Raw genomic sequence first — 26,397 nt, forward strand, 5'->3', positions numbered from 1 at the left:
GCCGCCTGAAATGGCCGCCCCGCCACCGTACGGTCACCGGAAGGCCTTCACGTTCTCCGCCGTGACCACCTTCACCGGCACCTTCACCAAGGACGGCACCTTCTTGTCGTCCGCCACGGCCACCGCGTTGCGCACCGCGATTCGGCCCAGCTCCTTGGGCTGCTGCGCCACCGACGCGTACAGCGTGCCGTCCGCGACCGCCGCCAGACCGTCCGGCGTGCCGTCGAAGCCGACCACCGACACCGACTTGCCCGCCTTGCCGCCCAGCGCCTTCACCGCGCCGAGCGCCATCTCGTCGTTCTCCGCGAACACGCCGTCCACGCCCCCGTGCGACTGGAGCAGGTTCGTCATCACGTCCAGGCCCTTGGTGCGGTCGAAGTCCGCGGGCTGCCTCGCCACCACCTTGATGCCGGGGAAGGCCTTGATGCCCTCCGCGAAGCCCTGGCCCCGCTCCCGGCTCGCGGACGTGCCCGCCGTGCCCTGGAGGACCACCACCTCGCCCTTGCCGCCGAGCTTGTCGGCGAGGGCCTTCGCGGCCTGCCTGCCGCCCGCCACGTTGTCGGATGCCACGAGCGTGGCGACGTCCGCCTTGTGCACGCCCCGGTCCGCGGCCACCACCGGGATGCCGGCCTTGTTCGCGGCGCGCGCCGCCGGGCCCACCGCGTCGGAGTCGACCGGGTTGACGATGACGGCCTTCATGCTGCCGCTGGTGAAGTTCTGCAACTGGTTGGCCTGCTGGGAGGCGTCGTTCTGCGCGTCCGTGACCGTCAGGTCCACGCCCGCCTTCTCCGCCTCGGCCTGCGCGCCCTCCTTCATCTGGACGAAGAAGGGGTTGTTCAGGGTCGACAGGGACAGGCCGACCTTCGTGGACGTACCCGAAGAGCCGTGGTTCCACAGCGACGCCGCCGCGATGACGGCCGCCGCGAGAACCGCCGCGAGCGTGTACTTGAGCGCCTGCGGGCCCTTGCGCCCGGCCCCCGATGACGTACTGCCCGCCGGCGTGCCCGCCGACGCCGACGTACGCCTGCGCAGCGAGTCCAGGAGCACGGCGAGCGCGATCACCACGCCGATCACCACCTGCTGCCAGAACGCCGACACCGAGAGGAGATTGAGGCCGTTGCGCAGCACCGCCAGGATCAGCGCGCCGATCAGCGTCCCCGACGCCTTGCCGACGCCGCCCGCGAGGCTCGCCCCGCCGATGACGACCGCGGCGATCGCGTCCAGCTCGTAGCCCTGCGCGGCCTGCGGCTGCGCGGACACCAGACGCGAGGCGAGCACGATGCCCGCGACGGCCGCGAACAGACCGGACAGCGCGTAGATCGCGATCTTCTGCCGCTTGACCCGCAGGCCCGAAAGACGCGCCGCCTCCTCGTTGCCGCCGATCGCGTACATGGAGCGGCCCAGATACGTACGCGCCAGGATCAGCGCGGTGACCAGACCCATCACGACCATCACGAGCACCGGCACCGGCAGCCAGCCACCGAGCGTGTCACCCACCTTGGACACGGACTCCGGGAACGCGATCGGGCTGCCCTGCGAGATCACCAGGGACAGGCCACGCCCGATCGACAGCATCGCGAGCGTCGCGATGAACGGCGGCAGCTTCCCGTACGACACGAGCAGGCCGTTGACCACACCGCAGGCCAGGCCCGTGGCGACGGCCAGGATCACCGCGATCCAGACGGGCACGCCCTCCTTCGTCGCCGACCAGGCGAGGACCGTCGCCGAGAGCGCCGCCACCGAGCCGACCGACAGGTCGATGCCCGCCGCGACGATGACGAAGGTGACGCCGAACGCGAGGATCGCCGTCACGGCCGCCTGCACCCCGACGTTGAGCAGGTTCTGCGTGGTGAGGAAGTCGCCGGAGAGCAGCGACATCGCCACCACCAGGACCACCAGGGCGCTCAGCGCGCCGTTGTCGAGCAGCACGCGGCGCAGGTCGAGGCCGCCGCCCGCGCCGGATGCGCCGGACTTGCCCGGACGCAGGTCAGTGGTCGCCACGGGAGGCTCCCTTCTCGTCGTTGCCGTCCCCCGCGGGGGCGGTGTCGTGCCGCTCGACGGCGGCCCGGTCAAGGGCGGTGGTGTGGCTGACGGCCAGGGCCATCACGGCGTCCTGCGTCGCGTCCTCGGCGGCGAGTTCGCCCGCGAGGCGGCCCTGGGCCATCACCAGGACCCGGTCGCTCATGCCGAGCACCTCGGGCAGGTCACTGGAGATCATCAGGACGGCGTGCCCGGCCGCCGTGAGTTCGTTGATGAGCTGGTAGATCTCGACCTTCGCGCCGACGTCGATGCCGCGCGTCGGCTCGTCGAGGATCAGCACCCGCGCCTTGGCGAGCAGCCACTTGCCGATGACGACCTTCTGCTGGTTGCCGCCGGAGAGGGTGCGCACGTGCTGGTGCAGGCCCGCCATGCGCACGCCGAGCTGCGCGGCGACGCGCTCGGCCGCCGCGCGCTGCCCGGCGCGGTCCACCAGCCCGGCCCGGGTCGCCGAACGCAGCGTCACCAGGCCCAGGTTGTCCGCCACGGAGGCGTCGAGGACCAGGCCCTGGCCCTTGCGGTCCTCGGGCACCAGGCCGATGCCCGCGGTCATCGCCGCGTACACGTCGTGGCGGGGGACCGGGCGGCCCGCGACCTCCACCGAGCCCGCGTCGTACGGGTCGGCGCCGAAGACGGCCCGCGCGACCTCCGTGCGGCCCGCGCCGACCAGGCCCGCGACGCCCACGACCTCGCCCGCGCGCACCTCGAAGTCCACGTCGTGGAAGACACCGCCGCGGGTCAGGCCGCGCACCCGCAGCAACGGCGCGTCCCCGCCCGCCACTTCGGTCCGCTCCCTCGGGTACTGCTGCTCGATGGAGCGCCCCACCATCAGGCGCACCAGCTCGTCCTCGGGCGTGGAGGCGGGCACCTGGCCCACGCTGCGGCCGTCGCGGATCACGCTCACGCGGTCGCCGAGCGCGGCGATCTCCTCCAGGTGGTGCGTGATGAAGACGACGCCCACGCCGTCCGCGCGCAGCGCCCGTACGAGGGAGAAGAGCTTGTCCACCTCCTCGGAGGTGAGCACGGCGGTCGGCTCGTCCATGATGAGCACGCGCGCGTGCAGGCTGAGCGCCTTGGCGATCTCCACCATCTGAAGCCGCGCGATGCCGAGTTCGCGGCAGCGGGCGCGCGGCGACACGTCGACGCCCACGCGCGCGAGGAGCCGCGCCGCGTCGGCCTCCATCTTCTTGCGGTCGATCAGGCCGTAGCGGCGCGGCTGGCGGCCCAGGAAGATGTTCTCGGCCACCGTCAGATCGGGGACGAGGTTGAACTCCTGGTAGATGGTGGCGATCCCGAGCCGCTCGGCGTCCTGCGCGCCGTGCAGGCGGACCTCGTCTCCGTCCACCAGGATGCGCCCGGCGTCGGGCTGGTGGGCGCCGGACAGCATCTTGATCAGCGTGCTCTTGCCCGCGCCGTTCTCGCCGAGCAGCACGTGCACCTCGCCCGCACGCAGGTCGAAGTCGACGCCGTCGAGGGCCACGACGCCGGGGAAGGCCTTGCGGATGCCCTCGACGCGCAGCAGCTCACCGTCGTGGCTCACGGGGTGCTCCTTCCAGCTGGGGGTTCCTCGGTGGGGGCTTCGGGCCCTGCCGGCTCGCCGCACGAGCGCCGCACCACCAGGCGCGCGGGCAGCGTCACCGACTGCGGCGCGCGCCCCTCGATGCGGTCGGCGAGGGCGCGTACGGCGGCCCGGCCCAGCTCACCCGTCGGCTGCGCGATCGCGGTGATCGGCGGGTCGGTGTGCACGAACCACGGGATGTCGTCGAACGCGGCGAGCGCGATGTCGTCCGGCACCCGCAGCCCTCGCGCGCGGACGGCGTCGAGCGCGCCGAGCGCCATCAGGTTGTCCGCCGCGAAGACCACGTCGGGCGGCGTCGGCAGGTCCAGGAACCCCTCGGTGGCACGCCGCCCGCTCGCCGCCTGGAAGTCGCCCTGGCCCACGTACGCGGCGGGCAGTTCGAGGCCGTACTCCGCGAGCGCCTCGCGGAAGGCCTCGACGCGCTCGCTGCCGGTGGTCGTGGCGGCGGGGCCCGCGATGATGGCGAGCCTGCGGTGGCCGAGCGCGTACAGGTGGGCCACCAGGTCGCGCACCGCGCCGCGGCCGTCCGCCCGGACGACGGGCACGTCCGCACCCGGGATCCAGCGGTCCACGAACACCATCGGGGTGCCCGCGCGCGCGGCGTCCAGGACCAGCGGGGAGCCGCCGTCGGCGGGGGAGACGAGCAGGCCGTCGATCCGCCGGTCCAGAAGGGTGCGGATGTGGTGGTCCTGGACCTCGGGCCGCTCGTCGGCGTTGCCGAAGATGATGCTGTAGCCGAGCGCGCGGGCCTCCTCCTCGACGGAGCGGGCCAGCTCGGTGAAGTACGGGTTCAGGACGTCGCTGATGACGAGCCCGAGCGTGCGCGTCTGGTCGGTGCGAAGGGACCGGGCCAGGGTGTTGGGCCGGTAGCCGAGCTGCGCCACGGCGTCGAGCACGCGGGCGCGGGCGGCCGGGCTGACGGACGCGTGCGCGTTCAGGACCCGGGACACCGTCGCCACGGAGACTCCCGCCCGGGCCGCGACGTCTTTGATGCCGACGCTTGCCACTGCCGATGCCACCTCCTCGTGGAATCGATTACACGAGGGAGTGAAAACGATTACACGGCTGGCTGACAACCCCTTGACAGCTGGCCGAAACCAGATCGTGACCCACGCCACGCCCGCCCCTCCCGCAGCCGGGCGCGGGGGAGCGGGGCGCGTTGTCGGTGCCCGGCGGTAGCGTCGGATCATGTCGACTGCTGCCCGGCAGGGTTCGCCCGGTGTCCCCGCGCCCCGTATGACCGTCATCGAGGGCGTCCTGGAGCGGATCACGTTCGCCAGCGAGGAGACGGGGTACACGGTCGCGCGCGTGGACACAGGCCGCGGCGCGGGCGACCTGCTCACGGTCGTCGGCTCCCTGCTCGGCGCGCAGGTCGGCGAGTCGCTGCGGATGGAGGGCCGCTGGGGCTCCCACCCGCAGTACGGCAAGCAGTTCACCGTGGAGAACTACACGACGGTGCTGCCCGCCACCATCCAGGGCATCCGCCGCTATCTCGGCTCCGGCCTCATCAAGGGCATCGGCCCCGTCATGGCCGACCGGATCACCACCCACTTCGGCGTGGACACCCTGGACGTCATCGAGCACGAGCCCAAGCGGCTCATCGAGGTGCCCGGCCTCGGCCCCAAGCGCACCAAGAAGATCGCCGAGGCCTGGGAGGAGCAGAAGGCCATCAAGGAGGTGATGGTCTTCCTCCAGGGTGTCGGCGTCTCCACCTCCATCGCCGTGCGGATCTACAAGAAGTACGGCGACGCGTCGATCTCCGTCGTCAAGAACCAGCCCTACCGCCTGGCCGCCGACGTCTGGGGCATCGGCTTCCTCACCGCCGACCGCATCGCCAAGGCCGTCGGCATCCCGCACGACAGCCCCGACCGCGTCAAGGCCGGCCTCCAGTACGCGCTGTCGCAATCCACCGACCAGGGCAACTGCTTCCTGCCCGAGGAGCGCCTCATCGCCGACGCGGTCAAGCTCCTCCAGGTCGACACGGGCCTGGTCATCGACTGCCTCGCCGAGCTGGCGGGCGAGGAGGAGGGCGTGGTGCGCGAGCCCGTGCCGGGGCCCGACGGCGGGCCTGACGTCACGGCCGTCTATCTGGTGCCCTTCCACCGCGCGGAACTGTCGCTGTCCGCCCAGCTGTTGCGCCTCCTGCGCGCCGACGACGACCGGATGCCCGGCTTCCAGGACGTGGCTTGGGACAAGGCGCTCGGCTGGCTCGCGGGGCGCACCGGTGCCGAGCTTGCGCCCGAGCAGGAGGCCGCCGTCCGGCTCGCCCTGACCCGGAAGGTCGCCGTCCTCACCGGCGGGCCCGGCTGCGGCAAGTCCTTCACGGTGCGCTCCATCGTGGAGCTGGCCCGCGCCAAGAAGGCCAAGGTGCTGCTCGCCGCGCCCACGGGCCGTGCCGCCAAGCGCCTCGCCGAGCTGACCGGAGCCGAGGCCTCCACGGTCCACCGCCTGCTCGAACTGAAGCCGGGCGGCGACGCCGCGTACGACCGGGACCGGCCCCTGGACGCCGATCTGGTGGTCGTGGACGAGGCCTCCATGCTGGACCTGCTCCTCGCCAACAAGCTGGTGAAGGCCGTGCCGCCGGGCGCGCACCTGCTCTTCGTCGGCGATGTCGACCAGCTCCCGAGCGTCGGCGCGGGCGAGGTCCTGCGGGACCTGTTGAGCGAGGGAAGCCCGGTCCCCGCCGTGCGGCTGACCCGCATCTTCCGGCAGGCCCAGGAGTCGGGCGTGGTCACCAACGCCCACCGGATCAACTCCGGGCAGTCGCCCCTGACCCAGGGCCTCACGGACTTCTTCCTGTTCGTGGAGGAGGACACGGAGGAGGCCGGGCGGCTCACCGTCGACGTCGCCGCTCGCCGCGTCCCGGCGAAGTTCGGGCTCGACCCGCGCCGGGACGTGCAGGTCCTCGCCCCCATGCACCGCGGCCCGGCCGGCGCCGGCACGCTGAACGGCCTGCTCCAGCAGGCCATCACCCCCGCCCGCCCCGGCCTGGCCGAGAAGCGCTTCGGCGGCCGCGTCTTCCGCGTGGGGGACAAGGTCACCCAGATCAGGAACAACTACGAAAAGGGTGCCAACGGCGTCTTCAACGGCACGGTGGGCGTCGTCACCGCCCTGGACCAGGACGAGCAGCACCTCACGGTCCTGACGGACGAGGACGAGGAGGTCTCGTACGACTTCGACGAGCTGGACGAGCTGGCCCACGCGTACGCGGTGACGATCCACCGCTCCCAGGGCAGCGAGTACCCGGCGGTGGTGATCCCGGTCACCACCGGCGCCTGGATGATGCTTCAGCGGAATCTGCTCTATACGGCCGTGACACGCGCCAAGAAGCTGGTCGTGCTCGTCGGTTCGCGCAAGGCTCTGGGGCAGGCGGTGCGCACCGTCTCCGCGGGCAGGCGCTGCACGGCCCTGGACCACCGGCTCGCGGGCCGTCGCACGGTTTGACGTCAACGCCCGCGCCCGGTTGATCGATCATTTGAGTCGTAAAGGTCACACACCACTTTCGGAACGGGGATGAAGGGGGCAGGATGACCAGGTTGGCGGCACTGAGTGCCGCTAGTAGGCCCAATGGTCGACCCCGAGTGCACTCTCCAGGGCCAAATGGGGGATGGTAGAGACAGTCAGGGCACCTCGAAGAAGAGGCACAACGTCGGTGAGGGATGACGTGAGCGAGAACGCTAACAACGCTGTAGTACTGCGGTACGGCGACGACGAGTACACCTACCCGGTGATCGAGTCCACGGTCGGTGACAAGGGCTTCGACATCGGCAAGCTCCGCGCCCAGACCGGTCTGGTGACCCTGGACAGCGGCTACGGCAACACCGCCGCCTATAAGTCCGCCGTCACCTACCTCGACGGCGAGCAGGGCATCCTGCGCTATCGCGGCTACCCGATCGAGCAGCTGGCCGAGCGCTCCACCTTCCTCGAGGTGGCGTACCTGCTGATCAACGGCGAGCTGCCGAAGGTCGACGAGCTGGCCACGTTCAAGAACGAGATCACCCAGCACACCCTGCTGCACGAGGACGTCAAGCGTTTCTTCGACGGCTTCCCGCGCGACGCCCACCCGATGGCAATGCTGTCCTCCGTGGTCAGCGCGCTGTCCACGTTCTACCAGGACAGCCACAACCCGTTCGACGAGAAGCAGCGTCACCTCTCCACGATCCGGCTGCTCGCCAAGCTGCCGACGATCGCGGCGTACGCCTACAAGAAGTCGATCGGCCACCCCTTCGTCTACCCGCGCAACGACCTCGGGTACGTCGAGAACTTCCTGCGCATGACCTTCTCGGTCCCCGCCCAGGAGTACGAGCTGGACCCGGTCGTCGTCTCGGCCCTCGACAAGCTGCTCATCCTGCACGCGGACCACGAGCAGAACTGTTCGACGTCGACGGTCCGCCTGGTCGGCTCGTCGCAGGCGAACATGTTCGCGTCGATCTCCGCCGGCATCTCCGCGCTGTGGGGTCCGCTGCACGGCGGCGCCAACCAGTCGGTCCTGGAGATGCTGGAGGGCATCCAGGCGACCGGTGGCGACGTCGACACCTTCATCCGCAAGGTGAAGAACAAGGAAGACGGCGTGAAGCTCATGGGCTTCGGGCACCGCGTCTACAAGAACTTCGACCCCCGGGCGAAGATCATCAAGGCGGCGGCGCACGACGTCCTCTCCGCGCTCGGCAAGTCCGACGAGCTTCTGGACATCGCCCTGAAGCTGGAGGAGCACGCTCTCGCCGACGACTACTTCGTCGAGCGCAAGCTCTACCCGAACGTGGACTTCTACACCGGTCTGATCTACCGGGCCATGGGCTTCCCGACCGAGATGTTCACGGTCCTGTTCGCGCTCGGCCGCCTTCCGGGCTGGATCGCCCAGTGGCACGAGATGATCAAGGAGCCCGGCTCCCGCATCGGGCGCCCCCGCCAGATCTACACCGGCGAGGTCATCCGCGACTTCGTCCCGGTCGAGTCCCGCTAGCCGCTGTGGCCGAGCTGTTCAGCCCGTCCGGCGTTTGAGGACAAGCGGTTCAGCGCGGTTCAGGGCGCCCACGCCAGCGAAAAGCGCCCCGCCGTCGATCCCCCCACGGGTCGACGGACGGGGCGCTTTCCTTTGCCCCGGTGCGGATTCCCCCCACGGGATCCGGCCGGGAGTCTGAGGTGCTGCCCGAGTCTGGGTGCGGCACTGCGATCTGCCGGGACGCGTACGGATTCGGGAGGGCCGCTCAAAGCTCCCCGGTGCACGTGCCCCGGCCAACGCTCCCCCTGGCTCTCAAGGAGCTGGGGGTACCCCCTTCGGCGACATCCCCCAAGATGTCCCCGAACACCGGACGGATCCCCCAAGATCCCTCTGGTGTCGCCCTCTTAGACTCACGAGTCCCCTCGATGGTTACGTTCGGATCGTTGTGATCTGCGTCTCTTGCATATGTCCTGTGTGCACACAAGAGGACCCATATGTGGATTCCCCTTCCCACGTGAGGGTCCCGCGAAGACAGTGTGAAGGATCGCGAGTCTATGTGAAAGACCGCAAGCGGAGGCTGTTCGTCACTACGAACACCGACGAGCAGGCCATGGCCGCCCCGGCGATCATCGGATCGAGCAGCCCGGCGGCGGCGAGCGGCAGCGCGGCCACGTTGTAGCCGAAGGCCCAGAAGAGGTTGCCCTTGATGGTGGCGAGGGTCTTGCGGGACAGTCTGATGGCGTCCGCCGCGGCCCTCAAGTCGCCGCGTACGAGGGTGAGATCGCTCGCCTCGATCGCGGCGTCCGTGCCGGTGCCCATGGCCAGGCCCAGGTCCGCCGTGGCGAGTGCCGCCGCGTCGTTCACGCCGTCGCCGACCATGGCCACGACCCGCCCCTCGGCGCGCAGCCGCCGCACCACGTCCGCCTTGTCCTCGGGCAGGACGTCCGCGTACACGGTCCCGATGCCGACGGCCCGCGCCACCGTCTCCGCAACGGCCCTGTGGTCGCCGGTCAACAGCACCGGGGTGAGCCCGAGTCGGCGCAGGTCGCGCACGGCTTCGGCGCTGGTGTCCTTGACGGCGTCGGCCACCGTGAGCAGGCCGCGCGCGACGCCGTCCCAGGCGACCAGCACGACGGTACGACCCGCCGCCTCGGCCCTCGCGCGGGCGTCGGCCAGCGCGTCGAGGCCCGCGACCCCGGCCTCGGCGAGCAGCCGCGCGCTGCCGGCGAGGACCGCGTGCCCGTCCACGGTGCCCCGCACCCCGGCCCCGGGCACGTTCTCGAACCGCGCCGGCGTCGGCAGGTCGGCCGTGTCGAGCCCCGACCGCCGCGCGGCACCCGCCGCCACGGCCCGGGCGACGGGGTGCTCGGAGGCGTGCTCCAGAGCGCCCGCGAGCCGCAGCAGCTCCTTCTCGCCCGTGCCCTCGGCCGCGTACACCTCTTGGAGGGTCATCGCGCCGGTGGTGACGGTGCCGGTCTTGTCCAGGACGATCGTGTCGACGCGGCGGGTGGACTCCAGGACTTCGGGGCCCTTGATGAGGATGCCGAGCTGGGCGCCGCGCCCGGTGCCGACCATGAGGGCGGTCGGCGTGGCCAGGCCCAGGGCGCACGGGCAGGCGATGATCAGCACGGCCACGGCGGCCGTGAACGCGGCGGTGAGGCCCGCGCCGTTGCCGAGCCAGAAGCCGAGCGTGGCCACGGCGAGCGCGATGACGACGGGTACGAAGACCGCGGAGATGCGGTCGGCCAGGCGCTGCGCGGCGGCCTTGCCGTTCTGCGCGTCCTCGACGAGCCTGGCCATCCGGGCCAGTTGCGTGTCGGCCCCGACACGGGTGGCCTCGACGACGAGCCGCCCGCTCCGGTTCACGGTGGCCCCGGTCACCGCGTCCCCAGCGGTGACGTCGACGGGCACGGACTCGCCGGTGAGCATGGAGGCGTCCACGGCGGAGGCGCCCTCGACCACGCGCCCGTCGGTGGCGATCTTCTCGCCGGGCCGCACGAGGAACCGGTCCCCTACCTTCAAGTCGCTGACTAGAACGTTCTTCTCAATGCCATTTCGAAGTACGGTGACGTCCTTCGCGCCCAGCTCCATCAGCGCGCGCAGCGCCGCACCCGCCTTGCGCTTGGAGCGCGCCTCCAGATAGCGGCCGAGCAGGATGAACGTGACGACGCCCGCGGCCACTTCGAGATAGATCGCCGACGAGCCGTCGGTGCGCCGCACCGTCAGGTCGAAGCCGTGCCGCATGCCGGGCTCCCCGGCGGTGCCGAGGAACAGGGCCCACAGGGACCAGCCGAAGGCGGCGAGCGTGCCGAGGGACACGAGCGTGTCCATGGTGGCGGCGCCGTGCCGGGCGTTCAGGAGCGCGGCCCGGTGGAAGGGGAGGCCGCCCCACACCACGACCGGCGCGGCGAGCGTGAGGGACAGCCACTGCCAGTACGTGAACTGGAGCGCCGGCGCCATCGCGAGTACGACGACCGGCAGGGCGAGCGCGGCGGACACCAGCAGGCGCCGCAGCAGCTGGTCGGCCTCGGTGAGGTCGGCGGTGGTGGGGCGCCCGGCGGGGTCCGCCGCCGGGCCGTCGGGCGCGTCGGGCTTCGGGGGGACGATCTCGCGCGCCGAGTAGCCGAGCCTCTCGACCGTGGCGACGAGGTCGGCGACCTCGACCCCGTCGGGGTAGCTGACCTTGGCCTTCTCCGTGGCGAGGTTGACCGAGGCGGTCACGCCCTCCATGCGGTTCAGCTTCTTCTCGATGCGTGCCGAGCACGAGGCGCAGGTCATGCCGCCGACGGCGAGTTCGACCTCGGAGGTGTTCATGACGGCTCTTTCGCGGCGTGGGGGAAATGGGCTCGGGGCCCCGCGCCGTCGTGGCGCGGGGCCCGTGGCCGGGAGGGGGCGGCTCAGGCGGCCGTGCCCGCCAGCTCGTACCCCGCCTCGTCGATCGCGGCGCGGACCGCCTCCTCGTCGAGCGGGGCCGCGGAGACCACCGTCACCTTGCCGGTGGCGGCGACCGCCTGGACCGAGCTGACGCCCGTGAGTTCGGAGATCTCGCTGTTGACCGCGGACTCGCAGTGGCCGCAGGTCATCCCCTTCACGTCGTACACGGTGGTGACGGCGCCGGGCTGCGAGGTCTGGGCGTTGGCGGTCATGTCGTTCTCCTCGGTGAAACGTGTGTGACGTTCGACGTGCTCCACACTATACCCCTAGGGGGTATTTTCCAAGAGGGGTGAGGGTGACGGGGCAAGGCGGGGGTCACTCGCCCTTGCGGGCGCGGTTGCCGGGCCGGGACGCGACCCAGGCGCGGATGGTGTCGGCGTACCAGAAGGGCTTGCCGCCCTCGACGTGGTCGGGCTCGGGAAGGAGACCGTGCTTGCGATAGGAGCGCACGGTATCCGGCTGGACGCGGATGTGTGCGGCGATGTCCTTGTACGACCAGAGCCTGCGGTCGGTCATCAGTGGCTCCTCCCTGTGCGCACCCAGGGCGGCCGGAACGGCCGACGGGGGAGCTGGGCGCGGCACTGGCGTCACTCAGCCTGTGCCCCGTGAACGACGGAGAGTGACCATGGGGGAGTGCTTGTCGACTGGCTGTGACGGGAAACCCGCGTACGTGTCACATGTGTGACGAGAGTGCAGTGTTTGTCACCTACGTGACGCGCTTGACCGGCGCGGGCGCCCGGCGTGTCGGGGGCGCGTTCGCGCGCCGAGGGGGTAAAGGTGCGGCCGGGCGGGCCTCACGCCCCGCAGGAGCGCAGGAAGGCGCGGGTGCGGCGGGCGATGGGCAGCGGCTTGTCCGGCGCGCACGGGTACATGTCCTGCTCGACGACGGCGAACAGGTCGGTGCCCAGTTTCGCGGCCGCCGCGAGGACCGGTTCGAGCGCGGGCACCCCGGCGGGCGGCTCGCACATCACGCCGCGCGCGACGGCGGGCCCGAAGGGCATGTCCTGCGCCCGCACTTCGGCGAGCACGGCCGGGTCGACCTGCTTCAGGTGGAGGTATCCCAGGCGCTCGCCGTAGGTCTCGATGAGCTTGACGCTGTCGCCGCCGCAGTACGCGTAGTGGCCGGTGTCCAGGCACAGCGAGACGAGGGCGGGGTCGGTGGCGTCGAGGAAGCGGGCGACGTTCTCCTCGGTGTCGATGTGGGTGTCGGCGTGCGGGTGGACGACGATGTCGAGGCCGTAGCGCTCGCGCACCTCGTGGCCGAGCCGCTCGGTCTGCGAGGCGAGCTGACGCCACTGCTCCGGCGTGAGGGCCGAGTTCTCGATGACCTCGCCGGTCTTGTCGTCGCGCCAGAAGGACGGGATGACGACGAGGTGCCGCGCGCCCATTGCCTGGGTGAGGGCGGCGATGGCGGACACGTGCTCCCACGTCCTGTCCCACACGTCCGGGCCGTGGTGCAGGCCGGTGAAGACGGTGCCCGCCGAGACCTTCAGGCCGCGCCGGCGCGTCTCGTCGGCGAGCAGGGCCGGGTCGGTCGGCAGATAGCCGTACGGGCCCAGCTCGATCCACTCGTACCCGGACGCGGCGACCTCGTCGAGGAAGCGGCTCCACGGCACCTGCCGGGGGTCGTCGGGGAACCACACGCCCCAGGAGTCGGGGGCCGAACCGATCCGGATACGGGACATCCCTGACATGTTCGTCTGCTGCGCCATGGCCGCAAGCCTCGCCGTCCCCCGAGAACAGTGTCAAGCAGTAGTCCGAATGTAAGGACAAAATGTTGACAGGGTTCCTGGGGCGGGATTAGACCTGGGGGGAGCCACCACGAAGGGATGTGCAGGGTGACCGATCCGCACCCGGATCCGCACGCCGACGCCGGCGCCGGTCCGTACGACGTCATCACCATGGGACGGATCGGTGTTGACCTGTATCCGCTGGCGGCCGGGGTGCCGTTGTCGCAGGTCACGACGTTCGGGAAGTTCCTCGGCGGCTCGGCGGCGAACGTGGCGGTCGCGGCGGCCCGGCTGGGGCGGCGCGTCGGCCTGGTCACGCGGACGGGGCACGATCCGTTCGGCGAGTATCTGCGCGACCGGCTGCGGGAGTTCGGCGTCGACGCGCGGTGGGTCACCGAGGTGCCGGACCTGCCGACCCCGGTCACCTTCTGCGAGGTGTTCCCGCCCGACGACTTCCCGCTGTACTTCTACCGCCTGCCCAAGGCCCCCGACCTGGAGATCCGCGCGGACGAGCTGGACCTCGGCGCGATCGCGGCGGCGCGGATCTTCTGGATGACCGGCACCGGCCTCAGCGAGGAGCCGAGCCGGGAGGCGACCCTGACCGCGCTCGCCGCCCGTCCGGCCGGCGGGACCACGGTCTTCGACCTCGACTGGCGGCCCATGTTCTGGCAGGACCCGGACGCGGCACGCCCGCACTACGCGGCGGCGCTGCGGCACGCGACCGTCGCCGTCGGCAACGTGGACGAGGTGGAGGTCGCGACCGGCGTGCGCGAGCCGCGCGCCGCCGCCGAGGCCCTGCTCGCGGCCGGGGTCGAGCTTGCCGTGGTCAAACAGGGCCCGAAGGGCGTGCTCGCGATGGACAGGACGGGGGCGGTGGCGGAGGTGCCGCCACTGCCGGTCTCGGTGCTCAACGGACTCGGGGCGGGTGACGCGTTCGGGGGGGCGCTGTGCCACGGGCTGCTCGCAGGGTGGGAGCTGTCGCGGGTGATCCGGTACGCCAACGCGGCCGGGGCGATCGTCGCCTCACGCCTTGAGTGCTCATCGGCGATGCCGTACGAGACCGAGGTCGAGGCGGCCCTTGAGGCGGGGGCCGTGCGGTGAGCCGCTCCAGCGCCCCTGGTACCTCCGGCGCCCCCGGCATCCCCAGCGCCCCCGGCACCTCCGTGGACGTTTCCGCGCTCGCGCGCACCCGCGCCCACCACCCCAAAGCCGTCGCCGAGGCCGCCGCGCGCCGGGTGCGGCGGCCGCTGGTCGGGCCTTCCGGGCGGCTGATGATCATCGCGGCGGACCACCCGGCGCGCGGCGCGCTCGGCGTCGGCAAGGACCCGCTGGCCATGGCCGACCGGGCCGACCTCCTTGAGCGGCTGTGCCTCGCGCTGTCCCGGCCCGGCGTCGACGGCGTGCTCGCCACCGCCGACATCCTCGACGACCTGCTGCTGCTCGGCGTGCTCGACGGCAAGGTCGTGATGGGGTCCATGAACCGGGGCGGGCTCGCGGGCGCCGCCTTCGAGCTGGACGACCGGTTCACCGGGCACCGGGCCGAGGACCTGGAGCGGCTCGGCTTCGACGCGGGCAAGCTGCTGCTGCGCGTCGACTACGACGACCCCGGGTCGCTCGCCACCCTGTACTCCACCGCGCGCACGGTCGACGCGATGGCGGAGCGTCAGCTTCCGGTGTTCGTCGAGCCGTTCCTGTGCCGCAGGTCGCCCGGCGGTCTGCGCAACGACCTGAGCGCCGAAGCGGTCACCCGGTCCATCGCCATCGCCTCGGGCCTCGGCGGCACGTCGGCGTACACCTGGCTGAAGGTGCCCGTGACCGAGAACCCGGACGACATGGCGCGTGTCATGGAGACCTCGACGCTGCCCGCCGTCCTGCTGGGGGGAGACATCGCCGGGGACACCGACACCGCGTTCGAGAAGTGGCGCGGCGCCCTCCAGTTGCCCACTGTGTACGGCCTGGTGGCCGGGCGCACGCTGCTGTACCCGGCGGACGGGGACGTGGCGGGCGCGGTCGACACGGCCGTCGGGCTGCTGTAGCCGTGACGTACGCACCCGACAGGAGGCCCGCATGACGCACGTACCGAGGGGAAGCGCGGCCGAGGGCCCGTACGCCCTCGCCATCGACCCGAAACGCGCCGCCTGGACCTACTCCAGTCTGCGCGTCGTCGAACTGCCGCCCGGCGGGTCGCACTCCTTCGCCACCGGGGAGAGTGAATGGATCGTGCTCCCGCTGACCGGCGGCTGTACGGTGCACGCGGAGGGCGAGATCATCGAACTCCTGGGCCGGGAGAGCGTGTTCAGCGGAGTGAGTGACTTCGCTTACGTTCCCCGCGATACCCACATCCAGATCGCCTCCGGCGTGGGAGGCCGCTTCGCCCTGGCAGGAGCGAAGTGCGAGCGCCGACTCCCCGCCCGCTACGGCCCCGCGCCGGAGGTCCCCGTCGAGCACCGCGGCAGCGGCACCTGTGCCCGCCAGGTGCGCAACTTCGCGGCGGCGGACACGTTCGACTGCGACCGCCTGATCGCCGTGGAGGTCGTCACGCCCGGCGGCAACTGGTCCTCGTACCCGCCGCACAAGCACGACGAGCACCGCCCCGGCGTCGAGGCCGAACTCGAGGAGATCTACTACTTCGAGATCGAGGGCGAGTCCGGCTTCGGCTACCAGCGGGTCTTCCCCTCCCGCGAGGGCGGCACCGACGTGCTCGCCGAGGTGCGCTCCGGCGACGCCGTCCTGGTGCCCGACGGCTGGCACGGCCCGTCCGTCGCCCAGCCGGGCCACGCCATGTACTACCTGAACGTCATGGCGGGCCCCGGCGACGAACGGGAATGGAAGATCTGCTTCCACCCCGACCACACGGAGGGATACCGATGAGCGGCACGGTCCGGCTCACCACCGCCCAGGCCCTGGTGCGCTTCCTGGCCCGGCAGTTCACCGAGCGGGACGGCGCCCGCCGGCGCCTCATCGGCGCGACCTGGGGCATCTTCGGCCACGGCAACGTCGCCGGGCTTGGCCAGGCCCTGGTGGAGTACGGCGACGAGATGCCCTTCCACCAAGGGCGCAACGAGCAGGCCCTGGTGCACGCCGCCGTCGGCCACGCCCGGCAGTCGGGGCGCCTGACGACCCACGCCGTCACCACCTCCATCGGCCCCGGCGCCACCAACCTCGTCACGGGCGCGGCGCTCGCGACCATCAACCACCTGCCCGTCCTGCTGCTGCCCGGCGACGTCTTCGCGACCCGCCCGGCCGACCCGGTGCTCCAGCAGCTCGAAGTGCCCTACGCGGGCGACGTGTCCGTGAACGACTGCCTGCGCCCGGTCTCGGCGTACTTCGACCGCGTCACCCGGCCCGAGGCGCTGGTCCCCGCCGCGCTCCAGGCGATGCGGGTGCTCACCGACCCGGTCGCCACGGGCGCGGTGACGCTCGCGCTGCCGCAGGACGTGCAGGCGGAGGCCTTCGACTGGCCGGAGGAGTTCTTCGCCGAGCGCGTCTGGACGGTGCGCCGCCAGGCCCCCGACCCCGCGGAGGTGGAGGCCGCGGCGCGGGCCGTGCGGGCCGCCGCGCGGCCCCTGCTGATCGCGGGCGGGGGAGTCCACCACAGCGCCGCCGAGGACGCCCTGCGCGCCTTCGCCGACGCGACCGGCATCCCGGTGGCGTCCACGCAGGCGGGCAAGGGGTCCCTGCGCCACGACCACCCGGCGGACGTCGGCGGCATCGGCCACACCGGCACCGCCACCGCCGGCGAACTCGCCCGCGCCGCCGACCTGGTGATCGGCGTCGGCACCCGCTACACCGACTTCACCACCGCCTCCGCCACGCTCTTCGCCGCGGACGGCGTGCGCTTCGTGAACCTCAACGTGGCCGCGTACGACGCCCACAAGATGGCGGGCACGACGGTGGTCGCGGACGCCCGCGCGGGCCTGGAGGCGCTGACGCGGGCGCTCGCGGGCCACCGCGTCGACGCCGCGTACGTGGCCGGGTACACGGCGGGCAAGGACCGCTGGGAGCGGCGCGTGGACGCCGCGTACGCGGCGGACGAGCCGGCCGCGCGCCCCACCCAGGCGCAGGTCCTCGGCATCCTCGACGCGCTCGTCACCGAGGAGGACGTCGTCGTCAACGCGGCGGGCTCGCTCCCCGGTGACCTGCACAAGCTGTGGCGGGCCCGCTCGCCGCGCCAGTACCACGTCGAGTACGGCTACTCCTGCATGGGCTACGAGATCCCGGCGGCGATCGGGGTGTCCCTGGCCGCGCCCGAGCGCCCCGTGTGGGCCCTGGTCGGCGACGGCACGTACCTGATGATGCCCACCGAGATCGTCACGGCGGTGCAGGAGGACATCCCCATCAAGGTCGTCATCCTGCAGAACCACGGCTACGCCTCCATCGGCGGCCTCTCGGAGTCCGTCGGCGGCGAGCGCTTCGGCACCGACTACCGCTACCGGGCGGACGACGGCACGTACACGGGCGGCCCGCTGCCCGTGGACCTCGCCGCCAACGCGGCCTCGCTGGGGCTGCCCGTGACGCGGGCGAGGACCGTGGCCGAGCTGCGTGCCGCGCTGCGCGAAGCACGCGAAGCGGACGGCCCCACATGTGTCTACGTGGAGACGGAAACGGCAGACACAGTGTCGGGCCCGCCCCCGGCGCAGGCGTGGTGGGATGTGCCCGTGGCCGAGATCGCGACCCGCCCGTCGGCGGTCAAGGCCCGTGAGGAGTACGACCGGCACGTGTCCGCCCGGCGCCGCCCGCTGTGAAGGGATTCCTGGCATGACCAGCATGACGAAGACCGTCGACCACTGGATCGGTGGCAAGAGCGTCGAGGGGACGTCCGGCACGTACGGCCCGGTCACCGATCCGGCGACCGGCGCCGTGACCACGCGGGTGGCCTTCGCGAGCGTGGACGAGGTGGACGAGGCGGTGGCCGCGGCCAAGGCCGCGTACGCGAGCTGGGGCCAGTCCTCGCTCGCGCAGCGCACGAGCGTCCTCTTCAAGTTCCGCGCGCTGCTCGACGCCCACCGCGACGAGATCGCCGAGCTGATCACGGCCGAGCACGGCAAGGTGCATTCGGACGCGCTCGGCGAGGTCGCGCGTGGCCTGGAGGTCGTCGACCTGGCCTGCGGCATCAACGTGCAGCTGAAGGGTGAGCTGTCCACGCAGGTCGCCAGCCGGGTGGACGTCTCCTCGATCCGCCAGCCGCTGGGTGTGGTCGCGGGCATCACGCCGTTCAACTTCCCGGCGATGGTGCCGATGTGGATGTTCCCGCTCGCCATCGCGTGCGGCAACACCTTCGTCCTGAAGCCCAGCGAGAAGGACCCGTCGGCCGCGATGCGGGTGGCGGAGCTGCTCGCCGAGGCGGGCCTGCCGGACGGCGTCTTCAACGTCGTGCACGGTGACAAGGTGGCCGTGGACCGGCTCCTGGAACACCCGGACGTGGCGGCGGTGTCCTTCGTGGGCTCGACCCCGATCGCGAAGTACATCCACACCACGGCCTCGGCGAACGGCAAGCGCGTCCAGGCCCTCGGCGGCGCCAAGAACCACATGCTGGTCCTGCCGGACGCCGACCTGGACGCGGCGGCCGACGCCGCCGTCTCGGCCGCCTACGGCTCCGCGGGCGAGCGCTGCATGGCCATCTCGGCCGTCGTCGCGGTCGGCTCGGTCGGCGACGAGCTGGTCGCGAAGATCAAGGAGCGCGCCGAGAAGATCAAGATCGGCCCTGGCAACGACCCGGCGTCCGAGATGGGCCCGCTCATCACGGCCGCGCACCGCGACAAGGTGGCGTCCTATGTCTCGGGCGCTGCCGCGCAGGGCTGCGAGGTCGTCCTGGACGGCACCGGCTTCACCGTGCCGGGCCATGAGGACGGCCACTGGATCGGCCTGTCCCTGCTCGACCGGGTGCCCGTCACGGCGGACGCGTACAAGGACGAGATCTTCGGCCCGGTCCTGTGTGTGCTGCGCGTGGACACCTACGACGAGGGCCTGGCGCTCATCAACGCCTCGCCGTTCGGCAACGGCACGGCGATCTTCACCCGGGACGGCGGCGCCGCGCGCCGCTTCCAGCTGGAGGTCGAGGCGGGCATGGTCGGCGTGAACGTGCCGATCCCGGTGCCGGTGGGCTACCACTCCTTCGGTGGCTGGAAGGACTCCCTCTTCGGCGACCACCACATCTACGGCAACGACGGCACGCACTTCTACACCCGCGGCAAGGTCGTCACCACCCGCTGGCCGGACCCCTCGGACGCCCCGGCGGGCGTGGACCTGGGGTTCCCCCGCAATCACTGACAGTTCCACCCCACCGAACGAAGCCGTCCGCACCGCGGACGGCTTCGTTCCTTTTTTCGCCGCTCCCCTGCGGTTCCCGTACGGAGGGGATGAATGGGGCGAGAAAGGCGAGAACGAAATTCGACCTTGCTATCAAAGGTCAGTCAGCAAAGTGGCTGGCTAATTGCCACCTATAGTCGCCAACGTCTGCGATTCATCGGTCAGTTGAAGATCGCCAGGGGTGCGGATTCCGTAGGTAACCGGCCATTGACGTTTTCCTGACGCGGGGGTTTCCATGACGCTCTGCCGCCCCCCTCTGGTACGAGCCGATCGGAATCCCCGTATGACCGAAACGCTGCACACGCCGCCGCAGTCCGTGGCCGCCCCCGTGGCGGAGGGATCCCCCGGGTCCCCGGCTGCTCCCCGCAAGCTGAAGCGGTCCATCGGCGTCGTCGGCGGCACCCTGCTCACGCTGTCCTGCGTGACGCCCGCGTCCACGCTCTTCGTGGTCGTGCCCGACCTGTTCTCCTCGCTCGGCACCGCCACCACCCTCACCATCGCGATCGGCGCGCTGCTGTGCGTGGGCGTCGCCTTCTGCTACTCCGAGCTGGGCACGCTGATCCCCAGCGCGGGTGGCGAGTACGCGATGGTCTCCACGATGGCCGGACGGCTCGCGGGCTGGCTCGTGTTCGTGCTCTCCCTGCTCGTCGTGATGATCGTGCCGCCCGTGATCGCCATGGGCACGGCCGACTACCTCGCGCCCCTCGTGCGGATCGAACCCGCCTACGCGGGCGCGGGCGTGATGCTCCTCGCCACCCTCGCGGGCCTGCTCGACCTGCGGGCCAACGCCTGGATCACCGGGATCTTCCTGGTCCTCGAAGTGGTCGCGGCCGCGGTCGTGGCCGTCCTCGGCTTCGCGCACGCCGAACGCGGCGCGGGCAGCCTCGTCGACCTCAGCGTCGCCGGCGGCTCCGGCGACGGCACCAAGACCGTCACCGCGATGCTGATCGTCTCCGGGCTCGCCATCGCCCTCTTCGTCACGCAGGGCTTCTCCACGGCCGTCTACCTCTCCGAGGAGATGGAGGACCCGCGCCGCAACGTGGCCCGCACCGTGCTGCTCACCCTCGGCATCTCGGCGGTCGTCCTGCTCGTGCCCGTCGCCGCGATCACCCTGGGCGCGCCGGACCTGGCCACGCTCACCGGCGGCGACATCGGCGCGATGGTCACGGCCTGGTCCAGCTCCGGCGTCGGCACCTTCATCAGCCTGTGCGTGGCCCTCGCCATCATCAACGCGGGCATCGTCATGGTCATCCAGAACTCCCGCGTCCTGTTCGCGTCCGCGCGTGACAAGGCCTGGCCCGAGCCGGTCAACGCGGTCCTGTCCCGGCTCGGGGGCCGCTTCGGCTCCCCGTGGGTCGCCACCCTCCTGGTCGGCGTCCCCGGCGCCGCGCTGTGCTTCGTGAACCTCGACACCCTGTACGGGGTGACCGGGGTGTCCGTGACCGGCATGTACCTGCTCGTCGCGGTGGCGGCGCTGCTCGCCCGCCGGGGCGGCCACGGAGCCGCCCCGGCCTGGCGGATGCCGCTGTGGCCCGGGATCCCGGTGGTGCTCATCGCGGTCCTCGCGTACGTACTCAGCCAGCAGGAGGTGGAGTACCTGCTGTGGACCGGGGGCATCGTGGGCGTCGCGACGGTGTACTGGGCTTGCTATCTGCGCCCGCGCACGGCCACGCGCTGGCTGGTGACCGTGCCGGAGTAGCCCCCCTCCGGGGCTAGAGCCCCAGCCGCCGCGCCACCGCCGGCCAGTCCTGCGGGTCCACCACGTCCCGCTCCCCGGCCCCCGCCAGGAGGCCCTGGTCCTTGAAGCCGCTGGACGTGGACACGCAGACCACGGGGCCCTCCAGGTCCTGTGCGCCCAGCTGCCGCAGGCCCGCGACCCCCGCCGCGGCGGACAGCTCCGCCCACACCCCGCCCCTGGCCAGCTCCGCCCGCGCGGCGGCCAGTTCCTCGTCGCTGACAAGGAGGGCCGAACCCCGGCTCTCGCGCAGCGCGACCACGCCCCGGTAGCCGCCGACCGGGCAGTCGATGGCGTACGCGGCGGTCTCCGCGACCGGGACGTGCGCGGCGGGCGCCCCGGCGCGCACGGCCGCCGCGAGCGGTCCGCCGGCGGCGGGCTCGCAGGAGTACAGGCGCGGCACCCGCTCCCCGTAGCCGAGCCGCACCAGCTCGGTGAAGCCCTTCCAGACGCCGAACAGCATCTCTCCGTAGCCGGTCGGCACGAACACCGCGCCGGGCAGGGCGCCGAGTTCGGCGTGGATCTCGTACGCGATGGTCTTGTAGCCCTCGGGCCCGAAGCCGTGCCCGGTGTGCGCGGCGGACGTGAGGTTGCTGACGGGGTGGTAGCCGGTCCGCTCGACGACGCGGCGAAGCAGCGGCCACCGTTCCTCGGTGGGCACGTGCAGCACGGCGGCGCCGTACGCGCGCAGGAACGCGTCGACGGCGGGCGGCGCGTCCGGCGAGGTGAGGACGGCGCACGGAAGGCCGGCCCGCGCGGCGTACGCGGCGGCCGACGCGCCGTGGTTGCCCGAGGAGGCGACGACGACGCCGGGCGCGCCGACGCCGACGGCCGCGCTCACCGTGATCCGGTTGAGCCGGTCCTTGTGGCTCCACGTCGGGTTGCGGGACTCGTCCTTGACCCACACGCCGTCCTCGAGGGGGATCAGCGGGGTGCCGCCCTCGGCGAGGGAGGGGGCGCGCAACGGCGGCAGGAGCGGCGCCCAGCGCTCGTGCCCGCGCGGCCTCGCGGCGGCCGCCCCGGGCGCGAAGAAGCCCTCGGGAACCTCGTCGTAGGCGTAGTCCACGTCCACCGGGTACGCGACGGCGTCGGTGCTCGTGACCGGACAGCCCTCCGTGAGCGGCGGCCAGAGCGGGAAGCGGACGGACGGGTCACCCAGCGAACGCTGGCCGATGGCAAGGGATGTCATGGGTCAGCAGCGTAGGCGCCCCTGACATCCGGCGCGGCGGGCGGCCGGGCGGGGCCGCGTCCCGCAGCCGGGCGGCGGCCCGCGTACCGCGCCGGACGTACGCGGGCCGCCGCCCGTACTCCCCGGGGAGGGCGCGGGGTTCCGACCGGCGGCTGCGTCGGTTGTCGGTGACCGCCCGTACCGTTGACGCATGGATCTACGACTGCCCCGGGCCGGAGCCTGGAAGGCGGCGCTGCGCGCGCCGCGGCGGACCCTCGCCGCGGCGGCGGCCGTCGTCGTGCTCGCCGGCGCGGGCACGTGGACCGCGCTCGCGTCGGACGAGGCGCCCGCCGTGCGCCGCACCGACCAGACGCTCACCACCGGCGGCGGCCAGGGCGGGAAGGTGCGGATCGACACGTCGTACTTCACCGCGGGCGACCCCGGGACCAGGCGTCCCGCCGTGCTCGTCGGGCACGGCTTCGGCGGCAGCAAGGCCGACGTGCGCGAGCAGGCCGAGCGCCTGGCCCGCGACGGGTACGCGGTCCTGACGTGGTCCGCGCGCGGCTTCGGCGGCTCCACCGGCCGCATCGGGCTCAACGACCCGAAGGGCGAGGTCGCCGACGTGTCGCGGCTCGTCGACTGGCTGGCGAAGCGGCCCGAGGTCCTCCTCGACAAGGACGGCGACCCGCGCGTGGGCGTCACCGGCGCGTCGTACGGGGGAGCGGTCTCGCTGCTCGCCGCCGGGTACGACGACCGGGTCGACGCCATCGCCCCGCTGATGACGTACTGGAACCTGGCGGACGCGCTGTTCCCGAAGGGCGTCTTCAAGAAGCAGTGGGCCGGCATGTTCCTGAGCGCGGGCGGCGGCTGTGACAAGTTCGAGCCGCGGCTGTGCGCGATGTACGAGCGCGTGGCGGTCGCGGGGAAGCCCGACGCGCGGGCGCGCGCGCTGCTCGCCGAGCGCAGCCCGGCCGCCGTCGGCGACCGGATCAAGGTGCCCGCCCTGATCGTGCAGGGCCAGCGGGACTCGCTGTTCCCGCTCGACCAGGCCGACGCGATGGCGAAGGCGATCCGCGCCAACCACGCGCCCGTCGCGGTCGACTGGATCGCGGGCGGCCACGACGGCGGCGACCGCGAGACCGACCGGGTCGCCGGCCGTGTCACCCGGTGGTTCGACCGCTACCTCAAGGACGACAAGGGCGCCGACACCGGCCCCGCCTTCCGCGTCACCCGCACCGGAGGCATCGACTCCACGGACGGCGCCGCCACGCTGCGCGGCGCGAGCGGCGACCGCTATCCGGGGCTCGGCAGCGGCCTGCGCGAGGTCCCGCTCGCCGGCCGCCCGCAGACCTTCGACAACCCCGCGGGCGCCGCGCCGCCCGCCGTCTCGGGGCTGCCGGGCCTCGGCGGGGCGGGCGGCGGCAGCGGCGGCCTGAGCCGGCTCTCCTCGCTTGGCATCGGCGTCGCCCTCGACTTCCCCGGGCAGTACGCCGCGTTCGAGTCGAAGCCCCTCAGCGAGGACCTGCGGATCACCGGAGCCCCCGCCGTGCGGGTGCGCGTGAAGTCCGACAGCGCGGACACCGTCCTCTTCGGGAAGGTGTACGACGTGGGGCCCGGCGGCGGCCAGCAGGTGCTGCCCGCGCAGCTCGTCGCCCCGGTGCGGATCGGCGGCGCCGTGGACGGCAGGACCCTCGACGTGCGGCTGCCCGCCGTCGACCACGAGCTGAAGAAGGGCCACCGGCTGCGCCTGGTGTTCGCCGCCACCGACCTGGGCTATGCCTCACCGGCCGAACCGGCCGCGTACACGGTGGCGTTGAAGAGCGGCCTGAAGGTGCCGACGGCCCCCGGCGTGGACACGGCCGCGGCGCCGCTGCCCGCCTGGGTGTGGTGGCTGCCGCTCACCGGCGCGGCCGTGGCGGCCGGCCTGCTCCTGATCGGCCGCAGGCGCGGCACGGCACCCGCGGCAGACCCGGCCCTCGCCGAGGTGCCGCTCCAGATCACCGGCCTGAGCAAGCGGTACGCGAAGTCCACCGACCGGTACGCGGTCCGCGAGCTGTCGTTCCGCGTCGAGAAGGGCCAGGTCCTCGGCCTCCTCGGGCCGAACGGCGCGGGCAAGACCACCACCCTGCGCATGCTCATGGGCCTCATCCGCCCCGACGCGGGCGAGATCCGCGTCTTCGGCCAGGCCATCCGGCCCGGCGCGCCCGTCCTGTCCCGGGTCGGCGCCTTCGTCGAGGGCGCCGGTTTCCTGCCGCACCTGTCGGGCCGGGAGAACCTGGAGCTGTACTGGCGCGCCACAGGGCGCCCCGCCCAGGACGCGCACCTGGAGGAGGCCCTGGAGATCGCCGGGCTCGGCGACGCCCTCGCCCGCGCCGTGCGGACGTACTCCCAGGGCATGCGCCAGCGCCTCGCCATCGCCCAGGCCATGCTGGGCCTGCCGGACCTGCTGATCCTGGACGAGCCGACGAACGGCCTTGACCCGCCCCAGATCCGCGAGATGCGCGAGGTGATGATCCGGTACGCGGCGGGCGGCCGCACGGTCATCGTGTCCAGCCACCTCCTCGCCGAGGTCGAGCAGTCCTGCACGCACCTGGTCGTCATGGACCGCGGCCGCCTGGTGCAGGCGGGCCCGGTCGGCGAGATCGTCGGCGCCGGGGACACGCTCCTCGTCGGCCTCGCGGCGGACGTCCCCGAGCCGCTCGTCGAGAAGGTGGCCTCGCTGCCGGGCGTGGCGTCGGCGGTCCGCGCCGAGGGCGGGCTCCTGGTCCGCCTCGACGGCGGCCCGGCGGCCTCGGGGGCGGCCCTGCTGCCCGAACTGGTCCGCCTGGAGGTCCCGGTGGAGTCGCTGGGCCCGCACCGGCGCCTGGAAGACGCGTTCTTGACCCTGATCGGAGGAGGTGCGGCGTGACGGCGCCACAGGACACGACGGTGGCCCCCCAGGGGCCGCGGAGCGCGGCGGTGGCCGACGGCTCCCGGGACCCGGGCGCGGCCACCGCGCCCGGCTACCGCCCGGGCCGCACGCTGCCGCTGCGCGTCGAGGCCGTCCGCCAGCTCAAGCGGCGGCGCACGCTCGTCATGGGCGGCATCCTCGCCCTGCTGCCCCTCGTGCTGCTCCTCGCGTTCGCGGTCGCCGGTTCGCCGGGCGGGCGCAGCGACCGGGTGACCCTGATGGACACGGCCACGGCGTCGGGCGTGAACTTCGCGGCGACGTGCCTGTTCGTGTCGGCCGGGTTCCTGCTCGTCATCCCCGTCGCGCTGTTCTGCGGGGACACCGTGGCCTCCGAGGCCGGCTGGTCGAGCCTGCGCTATCTGCTCGCCGCGCCCGTGCCCAGGGCCCGGCTCCTGTGGTCCAAGCTGGCGGTGGGGCTCGGCCTGAGCGCCGCCGCGATCGCGCTGCTCCCGGTGGTCGCGCTCGCCGTCGGCACGATGGCGTACGGGTGGGGGCCGCTGGAGATCCCGACCGGCGGCGTGCTCGAAGCGGGCACGGCCGCGCGGCGCCTCGCCGTCGTCGTCGCGTACGTCTTCGCGTCCCAGCTGGTCACCGCGGGTCTGGCGTTCTGGCTCTCCACGAAGACGGACGCGCCGCTCGGCGCGGTCGGCGGCGCGGTCGGCCTGACGATCGCGGGGAACGTCCTGGACGCGGTGACCGCCCTCGGCGACTGGCGCGACTTCCTGCCCGCGCACTGGCAGTTCGCCTGGGCGGACGTCTTCCAGCCCACTCCGGAGTGGTCGGGCATGCTCCAGGGCACGGCCCTGTCGGTGACGTACGCGCTGGTGCTCTTCGCCCTCGCGTTCCGCGGGTTCGCGCGCAAGGACGTGGTGTCCTAGGGCCATGCCCGCCGGGCGGCCCGGCCGCACAGCCGGGCGGGCCCTAGGTGTATTGATCACGAGCGTTGTTGACACTGGCCGGGCTTGATCATGGCGAAGGCCCCCGTGTGTGGTGGAGGTGTCGAATCTTCACCG

General features: G+C 72.5%; 18 protein-coding genes. 10 read left to right on the plus strand and 8 right to left on the minus strand.

The features are described 5' to 3' along the window. Positions 1–33: 33 nt before the first annotated feature. The 3 genes from AC07GB_RS23595 to AC07GB_RS23605 are packed head-to-tail and all read right to left on the minus strand — an operon-like array spanning position 34 to position 4,623. Positions 34–2,001 (minus strand): ABC transporter permease/substrate-binding protein, encoded by a 1,968-nt coding sequence (locus tag AC07GB_RS23595; RefSeq protein WP_478848484.1) that lies wholly within the window; start codon positions 1,999–2,001, stop codon positions 34–36. Beyond that, positions 1,988–3,577: a sugar ABC transporter ATP-binding protein gene (locus tag AC07GB_RS23600; protein ID WP_478848486.1), complete on the minus strand. Its 1,590-nt coding sequence runs from the start codon at positions 3,575–3,577 to the stop codon at positions 1,988–1,990. Before AC07GB_RS23600 ends, AC07GB_RS23595 begins: the two co-directional genes overlap by 14 nt. Further along, the gene (locus tag AC07GB_RS23605) at positions 3,574–4,623 is read right to left on the minus strand and encodes a LacI family DNA-binding transcriptional regulator (protein WP_478848488.1); all 1,050 of its coding nucleotides are present in this window, start codon (positions 4,621–4,623) and stop codon (positions 3,574–3,576) included. The genes AC07GB_RS23600 and AC07GB_RS23605 overlap by 4 nt, the downstream gene beginning before the upstream one ends. A gap of 181 nt (positions 4,624–4,804) precedes the next feature. Between AC07GB_RS23605 and recD2 the strand changes: the two genes are divergently transcribed. Together recD2 and AC07GB_RS23615 are read left to right on the plus strand one after the other, a co-directional pair. Next, positions 4,805–7,060 (plus strand): SF1B family DNA helicase RecD2, encoded by a 2,256-nt coding sequence (recD2, locus tag AC07GB_RS23610; RefSeq protein ID WP_478848490.1) that lies wholly within the window; start codon positions 4,805–4,807, stop codon positions 7,058–7,060. 220 nt (positions 7,061–7,280) lie between these two features. Further along, positions 7,281–8,579: a citrate synthase gene (locus AC07GB_RS23615; RefSeq protein ID WP_478848492.1), complete on the plus strand. Its 1,299-nt coding sequence runs from the start codon at positions 7,281–7,283 to the stop codon at positions 8,577–8,579. Positions 8,580–9,110: 531 nt separating this feature from the next. Here AC07GB_RS23615 and AC07GB_RS23620 read toward each other — a convergent pair. The 4 genes from AC07GB_RS23620 to AC07GB_RS23635 all read right to left on the minus strand — a co-directional run bounded on the left by AC07GB_RS23620 (position 9,111) and on the right by AC07GB_RS23635 (position 13,204). After that, positions 9,111–11,372: a heavy metal translocating P-type ATPase gene (locus AC07GB_RS23620; RefSeq protein ID WP_478848494.1), complete on the minus strand. Its 2,262-nt coding sequence runs from the start codon at positions 11,370–11,372 to the stop codon at positions 9,111–9,113. Between the two features lie 83 nt (positions 11,373–11,455). After that, positions 11,456–11,704, minus strand: a complete 249-nt coding sequence (locus AC07GB_RS23625; RefSeq protein ID WP_478848496.1) for a heavy-metal-associated domain-containing protein — start codon at positions 11,702–11,704, stop codon at positions 11,456–11,458. A gap of 103 nt (positions 11,705–11,807) precedes the next feature. Next, entirely contained in the window at positions 11,808–12,008 is a 201-nt protein-coding gene (locus AC07GB_RS23630; protein ID WP_030687661.1) for a helix-turn-helix transcriptional regulator, read from the minus strand. Positions 12,009–12,286: 278 nt separating this feature from the next. Beyond that, complete coding sequence (locus AC07GB_RS23635; RefSeq protein ID WP_478848498.1) at positions 12,287–13,204, minus strand: sugar phosphate isomerase/epimerase family protein; 918 nt, start codon at positions 13,202–13,204, stop codon at positions 12,287–12,289. 189 nt (positions 13,205–13,393) lie between these two features. Here AC07GB_RS23635 and iolC point away from each other — a divergent pair, with 189 nt between their 5' ends. From iolC to AC07GB_RS23665, 6 genes are all read left to right on the plus strand, one after another. Further along, entirely contained in the window at positions 13,394–14,323 is a 930-nt protein-coding gene (gene iolC / locus AC07GB_RS23640; protein WP_478848524.1) for a 5-dehydro-2-deoxygluconokinase, read from the plus strand. A gap of 62 nt (positions 14,324–14,385) precedes the next feature. Beyond that, entirely contained in the window at positions 14,386–15,258 is an 873-nt protein-coding gene (locus AC07GB_RS23645) for a Cgl0159 family (beta/alpha)8-fold protein (RefSeq protein ID WP_478848526.1), read from the plus strand. A gap of 31 nt (positions 15,259–15,289) precedes the next feature. Then, complete coding sequence (gene iolB, locus AC07GB_RS23650; RefSeq protein WP_478848500.1) at positions 15,290–16,093, plus strand: 5-deoxy-glucuronate isomerase; 804 nt, start codon at positions 15,290–15,292, stop codon at positions 16,091–16,093. Then, a complete protein-coding gene (gene iolD / locus AC07GB_RS23655) occupies positions 16,090–17,967 on the plus strand; it encodes a 3D-(3,5/4)-trihydroxycyclohexane-1,2-dione acylhydrolase (decyclizing) (RefSeq protein ID WP_478848502.1) in 1,878 nt (625 codons plus the stop codon). The genes iolB and iolD overlap by 4 nt, the downstream gene beginning before the upstream one ends. A gap of 22 nt (positions 17,968–17,989) precedes the next feature. Then, positions 17,990–19,492 (plus strand): CoA-acylating methylmalonate-semialdehyde dehydrogenase, encoded by a 1,503-nt coding sequence (mmsA, locus tag AC07GB_RS23660; RefSeq protein WP_478848528.1) that lies wholly within the window; start codon positions 17,990–17,992, stop codon positions 19,490–19,492. A gap of 322 nt (positions 19,493–19,814) precedes the next feature. Continuing rightward, the gene (locus tag AC07GB_RS23665) at positions 19,815–21,230 is read left to right on the plus strand and encodes an APC family permease (RefSeq protein ID WP_478848504.1); all 1,416 of its coding nucleotides are present in this window, start codon (positions 19,815–19,817) and stop codon (positions 21,228–21,230) included. A 13-nt stretch (positions 21,231–21,243) separates the two neighbouring features. Here the strand turns inward: AC07GB_RS23665 and AC07GB_RS23670 are convergent, their stop codons facing one another. Continuing rightward, entirely contained in the window at positions 21,244–22,455 is a 1,212-nt protein-coding gene (locus AC07GB_RS23670) for a threonine synthase (protein ID WP_478848506.1), read from the minus strand. Positions 22,456–22,645: 190 nt separating this feature from the next. Between AC07GB_RS23670 and AC07GB_RS23675 the strand changes: the two genes are divergently transcribed. Continuing rightward, entirely contained in the window at positions 22,646–25,342 is a 2,697-nt protein-coding gene (locus AC07GB_RS23675; protein WP_478848508.1) for an alpha/beta fold hydrolase, read from the plus strand. 50 nt (positions 25,343–25,392) lie between these two features. Further along, a complete protein-coding gene (locus AC07GB_RS23680) occupies positions 25,393–26,262 on the plus strand; it encodes an ABC transporter permease (RefSeq protein ID WP_478848530.1) in 870 nt (289 codons plus the stop codon). Positions 26,263–26,397 lie beyond the last annotated feature (135 nt).

It is taken from the genome of Streptomyces sp. NPDC045778, assembly GCF_056431945.1.